The organism is Bacteroides caecigallinarum, assembly GCF_016901995.1.
GTDB classification, from domain to species: domain Bacteria; phylum Bacteroidota; class Bacteroidia; order Bacteroidales; family Bacteroidaceae; genus Phocaeicola; species Phocaeicola cellulolyticus.
In genome coordinates, this window is record NZ_JACJLE010000050.1 from 14,162 (window position 1) to 28,561 (window position 14,400).

Genomic DNA, 14,400 nt, shown 5'->3' on the forward strand with positions numbered 1-14,400 from the left:
TAAGAGTTAAGAATTAATAATTAAAAATTAGGGGACGAGTTGACAAGTTGACGAGGTTGCCGTGCGGATGGAAGCTGCGAGCGGCAAAGCCAAACCTTGTTAACTGGTAACTGATACCTTGTTCCCTTGTTTATTTGCTGAGGGCGATGACTAGGGTAGTGACTGATGTAACCAAGCTGAGGAGTGTTATCCACATTGAGGCGTTGGTGCTGAATGTGTTGCTGCGTACCTTGGCTTTGGTTGGTTTCACATAGATGACATCGTTTTGCTGTATATAGAAATAAGGTGAATTGGCTACGTCGGCACGTGTGAGGTCTAATGTATAGACTTGACGCTTGCCGGTGGCATCTTCACGCATGAGCTGTACATTGTCGCGTACGGAAAAGAGTGTCATGTCGCCTGCAAGGGCAAGGGCTTCATAGACAGTCATCTTTTCGTTGGTGGTACTGTATGTACCGGGATGTCCAACTTCGCCAAGGACACTGAATTTATAGTTTGATGTGCTTACTGTTACGTTCGGAACTTCTTTTAGGTATGGTTTCAGAAGTTCACGGAAATGGGCTTCACATTCACGGGTTGTCATTCCTGTTACCTTTATCATACCCAGAACAGGGAAGTCTATATAGCCATCGTTATCTACAAGGTAGCTTGTAAGATTTGTATTCTGCAGTCCGGCTGTATTACCACTTGTAAATTCCTTACTCTGTCCAAACTTACGGATAAAAGGTGCAGAAGCCTCCGGATTAGTAGTACTGACAATGATTGTCAGCTCATCCTTAGGCATGATACGGAAATCGTAAAGCTGGGGTTTTGAAATTTCATTGAATACTTCTGAGTCCTGCATGTAGAGGGCGCTCTTGTAAGACGAACATGATGTAACGCCCATTAAGGCTGCCATGATGGCGCAGCCAAGGAATGTTTTCCTTAAACGCATGATGTATAAGTTTTTAAGTTTTTAAGTTTGTTTTTTTTAGTTGACTAGGGGACTAGTTGACAAGTTGACGAGGCTTTCGTTTACTAGGCTTCAGTTGACTAGGTTGCCTTGTAACTTGTCTTTCTGGTACGCTTCGCGGCTCCCTGTCACATCCGTATTTCCACTGAAAAGCGGATGCCAGAGAGTCCGTCTGACTATAATTGCGCACAAAATTACAAAAAACCTTATGTTGTAACAAAAAAAAGAGGAAAAAGACTGTAAATCCGCACAAAAAGCCTTGATTTATTACAGAATTTATTCATTTTTCCTGCTAATTTCCTTTATACAGTGGTTAAGGAGCCTGATATACTTGCGGAGTCTTGCTATATCGGACTTGCTGAGACGGTTCTCGCGGCTGCGGAAATAAAGTACTTGGGTGATTAACTCGATGAACATGCACATGGTTTCTACTGGCAAAATTTTTTTTCATAAGAAATAATTTTAAATTGTTAATAATGTTATTGATTAAAGTGTTTTTCTTTGATTTTGTCATACGAAAACTTGTTTTACATTGCAAAAGTATAAAAAATATTCGATTTTAAATATTTATAAGGATGGTTAAATTAATAAATTATTAAACCGTCAAATGCGGACAGAATATATCTGCAACGGATAATATATAGCAAAAATGTGTTGTTTTTAACATTTGGAGTTGATTTTAAGATAGTGTATTTTTGTCAGAGAAACAACAATACAAGATAGAAACCGGGGAGGCGGGGACTATTATTATAAATCGACTAAAACGGAAAGAAATGAAAATTACTGAATTTTCAAGCCTCTACAGCAAAGAGGCTAGCGCAGTAATCGATGCAAGCGAGTGGGTGGATGCCATACGTAACGGTAAGTACAAATCATTGGTGGAGCAGATCCGTGCCCTGGTGAATGAGGGCAGGAAGGATGAAACTTCGGGACTGAAACTGAAGCTGCCTGCAGTGGTTTATGGGGGAGTGTGCCGCATGGGGCGTTTCTTCAAGGACACGACGGAAAGGACCGGTTGGGCGATGTTCGACATCGACAATATGCTTCCGGAACAGTTGAAGGCGGCTCGGGAACTGCTGGAGGTGTTTCCGTGGGTGGTCATCCTGCATGTGACTTCTTCGGGCAGGGGACTGAGGATAGTGGTGAACATAGGTGTGGTGCATATAGATGTGTATCGTAATGCATACGAGTGTGTGGCAGCCCGTCTGAAGGAACTCACCGGCATGGAGCTGGATATGGCATGCAGGGATTTTGCCCGTGCCAGCCTTGCTTCGTATGATCCGGATATCTATTTCAATCCTGACGCTACGGTGTTCGACTATGACGGGGATTATAATCCATTTAGCTATGTTCCTGCGAGCGGTCCTGACACTTCGGAGGATTTCCGTGTTCTGAACAATCCCGTAACTCAGGCTTTGTCGCTTGGATATGAGACGGAAATGGATAGTTCCTCAGCTCCCGATGTGACTAAGATAATGGAGCGCTTCTTCGCCAAATATACCTACGTGCGTGGCAGCCGTCACAGCACAATGCTCTTCCTGGGAAAATATCTCCGCTGGCACAAGGTACAGTCATGGCAACTTGACGAAGCGATATACTTGGCGTGCAGTCGCGGGGTAGAGTCCGGCATCACGGCAAAGGAGATAACGAACGCTGTAAAATGGGGCTACGAGAACGGTGAAGAAGGAGTTCAAATACAGACAAACAGTGCTCACAATGCTCAAAATGCTCCTATGAAACCATTTCAGAGTGCACAAACGAAACAAAATGCGGATAATGAGGAATTTATGGATAACGATAAGGATGAAGGGGAGCTGATAGACGAATTCTGTCCGGCATTACCCGACGAGATTTACGACCATCTTCCGGAAGACCTTAGCGAGCTGCTCGTTATAGCCAAAGACAAGAGGGAGAGGGATACAATCCTGCTGTCGTCCATCAGCGTCCTGAGCAGCTTGTTCCCGGCAGCAAGGACAATCTACGGCAACCGTAAATATTCGCCACATCTCTACACTTGCTTTGTAGCCGAAGCCGGAGCAGGAAAAGGAGCTGCCATGTACGCCACAGAACTTGCCATAAAGGTAAACGAGGAATTTGCCAACATCTATCACGCTGCGAAGAGGGAGTTCGAGAAGAAGATGCAGATATGGGAACTGGAGCAGAAAAGGGCCATAAAGGAAAACAGGACAGCCAACATAGAGCTGAAACCTGTGGAACCTCCCTACCAGGCATTCCTGCTGCATGCCAACATATCGAAGAGCCAGCTGATCAGAGATATGATGGTGGCCAAGGACGACGGCAATATCATGATACTGGCCGAGATAGACATGATGTGCGAAGCCCTGAACACCGATTATGCACGACATGCACCCGAGCTGCGTATGATATTCGCTCACGAGGGCATAGGTCTGCGTTTCAGGACAGACAAGGAGCCTATCGAAGTGAAAGAACCCCGACTGGCAATACTGATGAGCGGTACTCCCGAGCAGTTCGTCCGGTTCTTCAAGTCGCTCGAGGACGGTATGTACAGCCGATTCCTATTCTATATGATGGGAACCGACAACAGATGGAAGTCGCAGTCGCCACTCGACGGAAACGGAAACATCGACGCTAAAGAACTGTTCGGCAAACTGGGCGAGAAGCTGAAAGTCAATTTCTTCAACACCCGTGGCAAAGAGATATTTATACATTTCACCCGTGAGCAATGGGACATACACAGCGAGACCTTCGATGCCGAGCTGGGTATAGCCACAGCCGAAGACAGTCCGCATTCGGCAGGTATAGTGAAGAGGTCCGGTCTCATCATGATAAGGATAGCCATGGTGTTGAGCTGCATGAGAATAATGGAAGCCGGGTGGCAGGTAAACGAATATACATGCTCGGACGAAGACTTCGACACGGCCATGAAGATAGTACTCACCAGCCTGAAGCATTCCGCCAATATCTCCACCATGCTGATGAATACAGCCGCAAGAAAGAAGCTGACCAATTACTACAAGCTTCTTCCGGTGTTGGAGAAGATGCCTGACATATTCCGTTACAGCGAGTTCCGCGACGAAGCCCTGAAGTGTGGATCCAATGTCTCCGCTGCCAGACGAGCACTTGAAAAATATCTCGCAAGCGGCCTGATAATAAGGGTTGAGACAGGCTTCAAGAAGACAGGTAAGCTGAAAAAAATGTTCAAACGGACAAAGTGAGCACAATGAGCACAAAATATAACTCACGCAACAGGAAATCCCCCTTGAAAAGTCCGCTTTCAAGCGTGCGCACGTTCGGTCTCAAGCGTGCGTCCATTCGATCTTAAACGTGCGCACGCTTTACCTTAAATGTGCGCACGTTTTTTCCGGAACACAAGAAAGGAAAAATCCGCACAATGGCGGTCATACCGCCGATATTGTTCTTTCACAGTTTGGTTATCTGCCTGATTTTTAGTAACTTTACGTAAAATCAAAAACAAAAGGCATATGATCAACGGACAGAAAGAGCAGGCAGAACAGGAATTCCGTCTGCGTACATACAAGAAGAATGAGCTGGCAATGATGTATTTTCCCGACGTGTCGAAAGCGGCTGCCTCGAGGAATTTCCGAAGATGGATAAGGAATTGCCCTCCGATGATGAAGGAGCTGGATGAAATGGGATACGACAAGAACCGCCAGTATCTGCTGAAAGCGGAGGTGGCGGTGATAGTGAAGCATTTGGGGGAACCGTTCTGATAAGTTACTAGGCATCAGTTACAAGGGGACGAGGTTCTCCATCCGGATGGCGACCTGGTCAACTTGTTAACTAGTAACTAGTCAACTCGTCCCTCGTCACAATTCCATTTTCAATTCTTCATACAAATCTACAGGGCCCAAATGCCAATATTTGGTACTTTCTGTCGATAATTTTTTGTAGAGATTTGAGCTGTAGATACGGTTCAGACACTCTTGAAGCGTGAAACCGTAGTCATCATGCAGGTATTCCACCAGCCAGCTTATTTTCCCGGGCAAAAGCAGGTGAAGATTGCTTTGGTTTATCTGGAACATATCGTTATACTATTTTAATTGCTTCTATAAAATTCAAGGCTTTCAGCGCTTTTTCTGTATGAAAAAGATACTGATCAACCAATTTGTATGTCTTAAGTTCACGGATAAGCGTTTCAATACTGATAACACCGGATTCATACAGACTAAATTGAATATAAACCTTATCATTGGCCACCGGTCCATAAACTATGTCATAGTCGTGTGTAAAGCCTTTTTGTGTTCTGTTCGCCAAAACAAACTCTGTCCAATCCTTTCCAGGTTCAGTGAAAATCAGGCTTTTGAACTCCGATATTTTTGTTTCGTCAAACTCATATATATTCACATATCCACAGTCGGAGTGTTTCTCAAGCATACGCCTTTCCGCCCATTCTTTGGATTGTTTTTCCGAAGTAGTGGTATAAAAACCCTCGCCGTAGTCAAGTTTACGGTTAGGACGGAGTATCATAGGGTGCTCCACTACCTCTAAACTACCGTGATATACCTTCATTCTTCCTTATTCTTTCTTATTTGTATAAATTCGTCTATCTCATCAATTAACCAATCGCGACCTTGGGTGTGAAGCGGTTCAAAGCACTTACTCAAATAATCGGTCACGCCATACCTGGAAAACAGATCAAGAACTTCCTTACCACTCATACCTTTGTCTGCCCCATATTCTTCAATGCAGAATGCAATGAATAAGGCTATGTCTTTTTCTTTCTTGTTCATTTTAATACAAAACCCCTTAACTTTTTAGAATTTCATCAATGTGACAAAAATAAACATTATAACACAGAAAAACAAACGTAATGAGATACTTTAGCTTGGGGAAATACCTCAAAACTTCTTCAGTTCCAGGCGGGCATAGTCTGACTGGGAGTTTATTCCGTAGTGACGGAGGCCTTCGACGGGGGATACTAGTTGACGAGTTGTCACCTTTTATTAATAGCATTCTCTTGCGATAACGAACGCCTATAAGATGTCTTTTCATTCTGAAAACCGATATATTTTTGTGGAATGGTAAATTTAGGTGATTTATAGTTTAAAAATACAAGAACTTATAAACTAACTTATAAACTAAAAAACTTATAATTTGGTTATATCGGGAATAAAAATTACTTTTGTGGAAAGAGTATTTGTAAAAAACGAAAATGTATGCGTTTGAGCAGAAAGGAAATAGAAACAATACTGAAAGTTGCGGACGAGATATACGGCAAGGGTGTGAAAGTATATCTCTTCGGGTCACGCACCGATGAGAGTAAACGTGGTGGTGACATAGACCTTCTGTTGCGAACCCCTCAAAGCGATGGAGGCATACTGAAAAGAATACGAATGGTAGCGAGGCTGAAAGAACTGCTTGGAGATCAAAAAATAGACATTATCGGTGATCACGAGACATCCGTAGTAGCACGTGAGGCTTTATCAAAAGGTATATTACTGCAATGACAGAAAGAGAAAAAGAAATAAGAGAGCGTATAACACGCGAATTTGAAGTATGCGACAGACATATAATCCGAATTAAGGAAGCATTGGACGAACTGTCTGCAATACTTCCCATACAGTGTGACAAGTATCAGACATTGACCTCTGACGAAGTCCGTTGTCTGGACCAGTTTATATTCCGCTTCTCAAAACTGCAGGACGCAATGGGAGCCAAACTTTTCCGTTATATTTTGGAGCATCTGAATGAAGACATAAGTTCATTACCTATGCGTGATATACTGAACCGGCTGGAAAGATACAACATCATTCCTTCAGTTTCAGAATGGATATATGTCCGTGAACTCAGAAACGAGATTGCTCATGACTACCCTATAGACGATCAGGAAGTGGTACAGGCAATAAACGAATTGATAAACAAGACAGATATACTGCTGGAAATATACAAAGAACTCAAGAAAAGGTTTTATAGCGAGGAATATACTGGATACTAAGAGACTAGGAGACGAGTTGACAAGGTTCCCCATTCGGATGGCAGCCTTGTCAACTCGTCAACTTGTAACTTTTATATCCTGATATAGACGATGTTTTGCATGATTGCTTTGATTATAACACAGAAAAACAAACGTAATGAGATACTTTAGCTTGGGGAAATACCTCAAAACTTTCTCAATTCAAGACGGGCATAATCTGACAGGAGTGTCATGGTCTTGCCGTCGCAGTGGATGATTTGGAACTTTGTTTCCGACTGGGAGTTTATTCCGTAGTGACGGAGGCCTTCGACGGGGGCGTTCTCGCCATTATCACTGGTATTCCATCTTACCTTGAAATCGCTGAGTACAAGGACTGTTTCATCTTCTTCATATCCTGTGCGGGAGATGTATGCTCCGTATCCGTTGCTGCCATTACGCTCGGATACCTCAGTAACAAGGCGGGTGATGCTGTAATACAGGTTTTGGCATTCTACAGTCTCGTCTGTGGAAAGGACGGTAAATCTCTCCAGCTTCCAGAAGCCTTCTACATCTGAGCGGATAGGGGCTTTCTCGCAGGAGATAAGCTGAAGGCATAAGAACAAAAGAGTTAACAAGATACTAGTTGACGAGTTGATCAGGTTATTTATTGATAGTTGTTTCATAATGAGTCGTTTTTTTAGTTGATTAGATACTAGTTGACAAGTTGACGAGTTGACTAGGCCGCCATCCGTATGGAACCAAAGGTCGGTGAAGCCAAACCTTGTCAACTTGTAACTGAAGCCTTGTCACCTAATAAGAAGCCTTATTACCTTTTAATTCTAAATTGAACTCCGACTGTTCCTCCCACAGAGTTTCCTATATAATCGCCGTTATCTACTCCTAATGCAGCTTTGAAGCTCCAGTGTTTCAGTTTGAGAGGGGAGTATCGGACTTCGGCCATTCCGCTGAACTGATGTTTCACTTCATCGAAAGGACCGGCATATGTTCCCCAGTGACGGGCAAAGGAAGCCAGGAGTCTCCAGTTCCATTCTTCGGTAGGCTCGCCCTGGAATCCGAAATGATGGGCTTTCATACGGTTGCTGCGGAATGTTATGCTGTGATCCTTGTTATATGAAGGACCGGGCAGGAGAGGGGAACCCATTCCCTGGCCGTAGTATTGCCATGATTGATATATATAATGATTGAAATATGAGTCACAGCCGCTCATCTGAAGATCACTGAATGATCCGGCAAATCCGTCATAAAGCAACGGGCCTGTCTGATCTTTTGTGGATATTCCTTCCCATAGGATATTGCTTACCCATTTGTTTTTTGGAAGAGTGACGTCAAGACCTATCTGTACGTCTTTCCATCTGCCGTACTGCCATACCAATTGTGACTCATCTTCAAAATAATGATCGAGATACAGGCGGAATTTCCAGTCGCGGAAATAATAATTCAGGGCGAAATTCCAGCTTCCTAGCATATTGCCTTCTACATTTACTTGTTCGCCCCATGTGGTATCGCTGCCTCCTGATGAAGGGAAGAAGGCATTTATATAGTTACGGAATCCATCCGGCATATCAATTACAAGTTCACTGCTTCCGTCAGCAAGCTTGCGCATCTGGTCGCCACAGAACTGTGTTGCCATATGCAGACCGAATTCAAATTCCACAGGCAGTTTCTCCTTGTTTCCCAGACGGAACATCAGGGCCTTGCTGTGATATTTTATATCTCTTCCGTAGAGTGTACCGGAAGCCGCAAAATCTTCCTGCCACTTGCCGTCAAGGAAGGCTCCGTAGGCCAGATGGCCTTTCAATGCCAGCCAGTGACCGGTGAACGGGAGGCTGTAAAAGTCGCGTATCTCAGCACGCACCTGAGGTATGGGACGTGTGTTCATTCCCTCGGTCATCCATCCAGAAGTGAGGTCGGCGTTTTTTTCAAGGGGAGAGCTTATGCGTTCCTTGCTTCCTATGCTCAATCCGAGTATGCGCCATGATACATCGAAATATGCCTGCTGTACCCAGAATTTGGATACTGTACCGGCTCCGCCTGCAAGGTCAAGGCCTGCACCGATTTTCCATCCGCGACGGAAATATCTTTTCCAGTCGGCACCAGCACGCAGATAAAAACTGTTACTTTCAGCGCTTCCCATGCCATACTTGTTGGTAGAAAGCCAAAGGGGAGCATAATCGCCCCCCGAAAAAGTTGCTTCCGTTTCCACCCTTGCTGAGATGCTGTCGTTTGCAGCATGAGCACATAACGGGAGGAGGGAAAGTATGAGTGTGTATAGTTTCATGTAAGTTTTTAAGTTTTTAAATTGACTAGATACTAGTTGACTAGTTGACAAGGTTGCCATCCGGACGAGGAGCCTTGTTAACTTGTAACTGAGACCTCGTCACTTTATTGAATTCTTCCTCTTATTAATAATCCTGTTAAACCACAGATTCAACAATGTCCACACTATGATATCAATGACGAACACTAGTGTGTTGTTCATGTGTCTTACAGCAATGAATGAAAATGCACAGAAACCTGCTGACATTGTCTGAATTGTAATAAGAGCACGTCTAGGAGTGAATCCCATATCAAGGAATTTATGATGGATATGATTCTTGTCCGGCAAGAAAAGCGGATGTCCAAGACGGGCACGTTTCAATACAACTCTAATGACATCAAGACAAGGAACAAGAAGCATACTGAATGCCACTACTACAGGAGCGCCGTATGCCTGCATATCTTCGCCAGGTATGTACATACAGTATTTTATAACAAAGAAACTTATAATATATCCCAAACTAAGACTGCCGGTATCTCCCATAAATATCTTGCGTCCCCTGTCGGCATTACCGAATACATTATATGCAAAGAAAGGAATAATCACACCCACGCAGATAAAAGCAAGAATGGCGAAATTCCATAACTTATAGTGCATGAATATCACCCCAAATATTACAAGAGCCACCATACTAAGGCCGGAAGCAAGTCCGTCAATACCGTCGATAAGATTAATAGCATTGGTAATGAATACCACCAGAAGAACTGTGAACGGCATACCTATCCATGCAGGTATTTCAGTTATACCAAACACTCCGTAGAAATTATTTATATAAAGTCCGGCAATAGGGAAGAGTGATGCGGAAATAATCTGTACAAGGAATTTCTTGCGATAGCGAACGCCAATAAGATCATCACCTATACCTATGATATAAAGTAAGGTAAGACCTGCTATGAGGAAGAGAAATTCGCACGCCATTTTTGCAGTAAAAACCTCATATTCTATCTCATTCATCATTACTCTTAGAGCTGTAGTCACAGCAAAAGTAAAAACGATAACGGGAAAGAATGTTACTCCCCCCAGACGCGGAATAGGACGGTTATGTACCTTTCTAGCATCAGGCTGATCAAACAGCCTTTTTCTTAAAGAAATTATAAGAATGTTAGGAATTATAATCCTCCCCAGTACTATAGCAGCCAAGAAAGCCCCTATAAGAATATAAACATTCGCCATAAAATTTAAAATTTTGTTAAATCCACTTGTTTTTCATCTTGCTGTAGCAAGTGATTGCAAAAATATCGCATTTATCTGACAAAGCAAAATCTTTTATGCTTTAATTGAGCCACAGAACAGTTTTTTCATTCTGAAAACCAATATATTTTTGTGGAATGATAAATTTTAGGTGATTTATTATGCCGGACAACAGAAAACGACGGTTTATGTTGGTTATATCGGGAATTAGACTTACTTTTGTGGATAATTTTGGATAAAATACGGACTATCTTGCACATCTGAGTGAAGCGAAGGATGTGGGAGGTAGCCGCGAAGCGTACCCAAGGGAGAAGATAATCATGATAGAAAACATAAAGATAAACAACTTCAAGTCATTAGTCGGAATAGAGTTGGCAGACTGCAGACGATATAACCTGTTGTTAGGCCGTCCGAATGTAGGTAAAAGTAACATACTGGAAGCCCTGTCATTGTTCTCAGTACCTTATCTGGCATATTCAAAACGTGAAATGCGTGATCTGGTGAGATACAGTAACAGCATGAACGAGCTGTTTTTCAACGGGAACACATCAGAACCAATAAATGTAATTGCTGGAAATCACAGCTTACTCATTACCAATAATGACGGTATCAAATATACATGGGATTACTCTGACAGCGATAAGAAAGAGAATCTTGTCATCAATACCGGCAAGATAGTTACAAAGCGGAACAATGCCATATTGATGCCTGAATTCAAAAAATATGATTTCAAGAAACTGGACAAATTTTCTGTGTCAGACGTACCTTGTCTCATGCCAATAGGGGGGGAGAACATAATGCAAATCATACAGAATGACACTAATCTGACAAACGAAATCAGAGAGGTTGTTGCCGAATACGATTTGCAGCTTTTGTTTGATACGGCAACCAGGGAAATAAAATTCCAAAAACAGCTTAACGAGACAACTGTATTTTCCATACCGTTTTTCTCTGTATCGGACACATTGCAGCGTCTCATTTTCTACAAGGCGGCAATAAGCAGCAACAAAGGCTCTGTAATTATGCTTGAAGAGATTGAGGCCCATTCATACCCTCCGTTCATATCCAAAGTGACCGGTAGCATAACTGACGACAAGAGCAACCAATATTTCATCACTACACACAGCCCATATGTGGTAAACGATTTTCTGGAACTCAAGACCGATGAAGTGGCTGTGTATCTGACTGACTTACAGGAAGGCAAGACCATTATAAAACGTCTTACTGACGAGGAACTGAATGAAGTGTATAATGCCGGAATAGATTTGTTTTTCAACTACGAAATGTATATGAGATAAGATTATGAGTGACAATTTCATTATACCCTCTTCCCCGGCAGTGGAAGTCTTCATTCTGAATGCTGTAAAGGAATTAGGTGTTGATTTGGAAAAACATAATATGCCATCTGATTTTGAAAGCATGAAAAAGGAAACAAAGAAGATTGACGCTAAAAGTTCCGTAAAATACAGGAATCTGTTCAAGGCTTTGAAGAAAGCGTCAACTTTTCAGAAACTGGCTAGCATTGTAAGGTATTTGAAAGAAGAACAATATAAAGCAGATAAGCAGGTGTTGAGCGATATATTGGCAGAGTAATACTGACAAAATACGTTAATATTTACTTAAGGCTGAAGTGGAGAAATATAAAGCATTTGGGAGAACCGTTCTGACGGAACTCCCAAATGCTTTTTTTGTATATAAGACATATAACCGTGGGCAAGGTTGCAAAACAAACTTAATATCCTCCGGGAATCGCCTGTCCGCAATGCGGCAAGTATCTGGAATTCAATATTAAAGAAATACTGGACGGAAAGACAATAGAATGTCCTAATTGTCACTATAGACTTGTTATTGACCGCTCCAACTCCCGTCCAGCCTTCGAATCCTTGCAAAAGATTGAGAAAGCGAAGAGAGAACTTGAAGAACGGGGAAAGACCGGCAATAAATAAGAAAAACTATAACTTAGAAGAACGCACTAGTAAGCCTCGTCAACCATTTCCTGGTTCCTTGTCAACTAAAAAAAACTAATAATTTGGCAAAATCGTGAATAAAACTTACTTTTGTGGATACTAGTTAACGAGGTTTAGCTTCGCTGACCTTTGGTTATTAATTATTAATTTTTAATTCTTAATTGACTTACATGAAATACCCTATTGGAATACAAAGTTTCGACCAGATAATTGAGGACAATTATCTGTATATAGACAAGACGGATTTGCTTTACCGCCTGACACACGAAGGAAAAATTTATTTCCTGAGCCGTCCCCGCCGTTTCGGTAAGAGCCTATTGGTATCTACACTCAAGAACTATTACTTAGGCAGGAAAGAGCTGTTCAAGGGATTGAAAATAGACTCTCTGGAGAAGGACTGGAAGGTATATCCGGTGTTTCATATAGACTTCAACGGAGAAGATTTCACTCAAAAAGGGATATTGCAGAGACTGATAGACAGCTATATTTCCACATGGGAGCATGAGATGGGAGTAGTGACGGACACGGACATTCCTACAGGGTTCAGGTTTAAAAGAGTGCTCGAAGCCGCCCACAACATGACAGGACTGCGTGCCGTGGTACTGGTGGATGAATACGACAAGCCCATGCTGGACGTGATGGATGTTGACAAGAGTCTGGAAGAGGAACACCGCAACATCCTTAAAGGCTTCTACTCCGTGTTCAAGGGAGCCGACGAGCATCTTCAGTTCGTATTCCTTACGGGAGTGACCAAGTTCTCGCAGGTGAGCGTGTTCAGCGGGTTCAACCAGCCCGAGGATATCAGCATGGTCAGGGATTACGAAACCTTGTGCGGCATCACCACTGAGGAGATAGAGGCGTATTTCAATGAAGGCATCACGAAGATGGCCGAAGAATACGGTTGTACGTACGACGAGATGAAGAATAAGCTGAAGGCCTGTTATGACGGCTATCACTTCAGCAGCAGGATGACGGATGTGTATAATCCGTTCAGCATGCTCAACGCCATGAAATCCAAAGAGATGAACGACTACTGGTTCAAGAGCGGTACCCCTACATACCTGCTTCGCCTGCTGGCGCACTCGGACGAAAACATGGACGAGATAACAGGCAGGTATTATGCTCCGGAGGAGTTCATCGACTATAAGGCAACGGTGGAGCAACCGCTTCCGATGATATATCAGAGCGGTTATCTGACCATCAAGGATTTTGACATAAGGCGAAACAAGTTTCTGCTGGATTATCCGAACAATGAAGTAAGGAAAGGATTCCTTTCGCTCGTGGCGGCCGGGTATTTCAACACGCGCGAAAGTGTGAACTCATGGATTGACGATGCCGTATCGCAACTGGAGGAAGGAAGATTGGATGATTTCCGCGACGGCCTGACCTCCTTCCTGGCAAGCATACCATACACCATGCGCCGCAAGGAGAACGAGCGTGAGCGTGAACGCTACTTCCACTACACGTTCTATCTGATAATGCGCCTGATAAGTGTCTATACCGTCTATACGGAAAAGGTTCAGAGCCGCGGCAGAGTGGATTGCATAGTGGAGACTCCGGACTATGTGTATATCTTCGAGTTCAAGCTTGACGGCACTGCAGAGGAAGCCCTGCGCCAGATAGAGGAAAAAGGATATGCCCTGGAATATGCGTCGGACAAGAGAAAACTCTATAGGATAGGAGCCGTGTTCTCGTCCGAGACCGGAACGATAGCGGGGTTTGAGGTGAGGGAGTAAGATCAAAGCAATACGGACAAAAGCAACAATGTCAAGGGAAAAGTATAATGACGACTTCTCCCTTGACATTTATTTTCACAAAACATTTATAGAACATATTTAAAATATGTTAAATAACAACACATTTCATCACCCTCCAGCAAGTAAATCCTTAAATCCTGCATTTCTATTTTGTGACGATACCATACGAAGTATTAGTCTCACCACATAGTAGTTTTTATAGCCTGATATAGAAAATATTTTGCATAACAGTAAATTATAACTGCATTTTGAACTTAAAAACTCAAAAACTAAAAAACTCAAAAACTAATAATTTGGCA

The 14,400-nt window shown here is 42.9% G+C and carries 14 protein-coding genes; 7 read left to right on the plus strand and 7 right to left on the minus strand.

What is annotated here, in order from left to right; translation table 11 throughout:
- Positions 1 to 130: 130 nt before the first annotated feature.
- A complete protein-coding gene (locus H6A61_RS12480) occupies positions 131 to 934 on the minus strand; it encodes a polysaccharide biosynthesis/export family protein (RefSeq protein WP_204394041.1) in 804 nt (267 codons plus the stop codon).
- A gap of 791 nt (positions 935 to 1,725) precedes the next feature.
- Here H6A61_RS12480 and H6A61_RS12485 point away from each other — a divergent pair.
- Positions 1,726 to 4,149 (plus strand): DUF3987 domain-containing protein, encoded by a 2,424-nt coding sequence (locus H6A61_RS12485; RefSeq protein ID WP_204394043.1) that lies wholly within the window; start codon positions 1,726 to 1,728, stop codon positions 4,147 to 4,149.
- Positions 4,150 to 4,416: 267 nt separating this feature from the next.
- A complete protein-coding gene (locus tag H6A61_RS12490; protein ID WP_204394045.1) occupies positions 4,417 to 4,665 on the plus strand; it encodes a DUF4248 domain-containing protein in 249 nt (82 codons plus the stop codon).
- 96 nt (positions 4,666 to 4,761) lie between these two features.
- Here H6A61_RS12490 and H6A61_RS12495 read toward each other — a convergent pair whose 3' ends face one another.
- The 3 genes from H6A61_RS12495 to H6A61_RS12505 are packed head-to-tail and all read right to left on the minus strand — an operon-like array spanning position 4,762 to position 5,685.
- A complete protein-coding gene (locus H6A61_RS12495) occupies positions 4,762 to 4,977 on the minus strand; it encodes a hypothetical protein (protein ID WP_154042698.1) in 216 nt (71 codons plus the stop codon).
- Between the two features lie 4 nt (positions 4,978 to 4,981).
- The gene (locus H6A61_RS12500; RefSeq protein ID WP_204394047.1) at positions 4,982 to 5,464 is read right to left on the minus strand and encodes a DUF3990 domain-containing protein; all 483 of its coding nucleotides are present in this window, start codon (positions 5,462 to 5,464) and stop codon (positions 4,982 to 4,984) included.
- Positions 5,461 to 5,685 carry a DUF3791 domain-containing protein gene (locus H6A61_RS12505; RefSeq protein WP_204394049.1) on the minus strand — a complete coding sequence of 75 codons (225 nt, stop codon included), beginning with the start codon at positions 5,683 to 5,685 and terminating at the stop codon, positions 5,461 to 5,463. Before H6A61_RS12505 ends, H6A61_RS12500 begins: the two co-directional genes overlap by 4 nt.
- A gap of 426 nt (positions 5,686 to 6,111) precedes the next feature.
- On the opposite strand from H6A61_RS12505, the gene H6A61_RS12510 reads away from it, so the two are divergent.
- Both H6A61_RS12510 and H6A61_RS12515 read left to right on the plus strand, forming a co-directional pair.
- Positions 6,112 to 6,402: a nucleotidyltransferase domain-containing protein gene (locus H6A61_RS12510; RefSeq protein ID WP_154042700.1), complete on the plus strand. Its 291-nt coding sequence runs from the start codon at positions 6,112 to 6,114 to the stop codon at positions 6,400 to 6,402.
- Positions 6,399 to 6,890, plus strand: a complete 492-nt coding sequence (locus H6A61_RS12515; protein ID WP_204394051.1) for a toxin-antitoxin system antitoxin subunit — start codon at positions 6,399 to 6,401, stop codon at positions 6,888 to 6,890. Before H6A61_RS12510 ends, H6A61_RS12515 begins: the two co-directional genes overlap by 4 nt.
- Positions 6,891 to 7,054: 164 nt before the next feature.
- Here H6A61_RS12515 and H6A61_RS12520 read toward each other — a convergent pair whose 3' ends face one another.
- From H6A61_RS12520 to H6A61_RS12530, 3 genes are all read right to left on the minus strand, one after another.
- Positions 7,055 to 7,531: a lipocalin-like domain-containing protein gene (locus H6A61_RS12520; protein ID WP_204394053.1), complete on the minus strand. Its 477-nt coding sequence runs from the start codon at positions 7,529 to 7,531 to the stop codon at positions 7,055 to 7,057.
- Between the two features lie 143 nt (positions 7,532 to 7,674).
- Positions 7,675 to 9,147 (minus strand): capsule assembly Wzi family protein, encoded by a 1,473-nt coding sequence (locus H6A61_RS12525; RefSeq protein WP_204394055.1) that lies wholly within the window; start codon positions 9,145 to 9,147, stop codon positions 7,675 to 7,677.
- Between the two features lie 99 nt (positions 9,148 to 9,246).
- On the minus strand, positions 9,247 to 10,359 hold the full coding sequence (locus tag H6A61_RS12530; protein ID WP_204394057.1) for an MraY family glycosyltransferase: 1,113 nt from the start codon (positions 10,357 to 10,359) through the stop codon (positions 9,247 to 9,249).
- A gap of 338 nt (positions 10,360 to 10,697) precedes the next feature.
- On the opposite strand from H6A61_RS12530, the gene H6A61_RS16010 reads away from it, so the two are divergent.
- From H6A61_RS16010 to H6A61_RS12545, 3 genes are all read left to right on the plus strand, one after another.
- Positions 10,698 to 11,675 carry an AAA family ATPase gene (locus tag H6A61_RS16010; protein ID WP_239469212.1) on the plus strand — a complete coding sequence of 326 codons (978 nt, stop codon included), beginning with the start codon at positions 10,698 to 10,700 and terminating at the stop codon, positions 11,673 to 11,675.
- A gap of 4 nt (positions 11,676 to 11,679) precedes the next feature.
- Positions 11,680 to 11,970 carry a hypothetical protein gene (locus tag H6A61_RS12540; protein ID WP_204394059.1) on the plus strand — a complete coding sequence of 97 codons (291 nt, stop codon included), beginning with the start codon at positions 11,680 to 11,682 and terminating at the stop codon, positions 11,968 to 11,970.
- A 544-nt stretch (positions 11,971 to 12,514) separates the two neighbouring features.
- A complete protein-coding gene (locus H6A61_RS12545; RefSeq protein ID WP_204394061.1) occupies positions 12,515 to 14,080 on the plus strand; it encodes an ATP-binding protein in 1,566 nt (521 codons plus the stop codon).
- The last annotated feature ends 320 nt before the right edge of the window (positions 14,081 to 14,400 follow it).

Coding starts and splice junctions, on each gene's coding strand:
- H6A61_RS12545 (WP_204394061.1), top strand. CDS start 12,515: ATGAAATACCCTATTGGAATACAAAGTTTCGACCAGATAATTGAGGAC.
- H6A61_RS12530 (WP_204394057.1), bottom strand. CDS start 10,359: ATGGCGAATGTTTATATTCTTATAGGGGCTTTCTTGGCTGCTATAGTA.
- H6A61_RS12525 (WP_204394055.1), bottom strand. CDS start 9,147: ATGAAACTATACACACTCATACTTTCCCTCCTCCCGTTATGTGCTCAT.
- H6A61_RS12490 (WP_204394045.1), top strand. CDS start 4,417: ATGATCAACGGACAGAAAGAGCAGGCAGAACAGGAATTCCGTCTGCGT.
- H6A61_RS12515 (WP_204394051.1), top strand. CDS start 6,399: ATGACAGAAAGAGAAAAAGAAATAAGAGAGCGTATAACACGCGAATTT.
- H6A61_RS12505 (WP_204394049.1), bottom strand. CDS start 5,685: ATGAACAAGAAAGAAAAAGACATAGCCTTATTCATTGCATTCTGCATT.
- H6A61_RS12485 (WP_204394043.1), top strand. CDS start 1,726: ATGAAAATTACTGAATTTTCAAGCCTCTACAGCAAAGAGGCTAGCGCA.
- H6A61_RS16010 (WP_239469212.1), top strand. CDS start 10,698: ATGATAGAAAACATAAAGATAAACAACTTCAAGTCATTAGTCGGAATA.
- H6A61_RS12540 (WP_204394059.1), top strand. CDS start 11,680: ATGAGTGACAATTTCATTATACCCTCTTCCCCGGCAGTGGAAGTCTTC.
- H6A61_RS12520 (WP_204394053.1), bottom strand. CDS start 7,531: ATGAAACAACTATCAATAAATAACCTGATCAACTCGTCAACTAGTATC.
- H6A61_RS12500 (WP_204394047.1), bottom strand. CDS start 5,464: ATGAAGGTATATCACGGTAGTTTAGAGGTAGTGGAGCACCCTATGATA.
- H6A61_RS12510 (WP_154042700.1), top strand. CDS start 6,112: ATGCGTTTGAGCAGAAAGGAAATAGAAACAATACTGAAAGTTGCGGAC.
- H6A61_RS12480 (WP_204394041.1), bottom strand. CDS start 934: ATGCGTTTAAGGAAAACATTCCTTGGCTGCGCCATCATGGCAGCCTTA.
- H6A61_RS12495 (WP_154042698.1), bottom strand. CDS start 4,977: ATGTTCCAGATAAACCAAAGCAATCTTCACCTGCTTTTGCCCGGGAAA.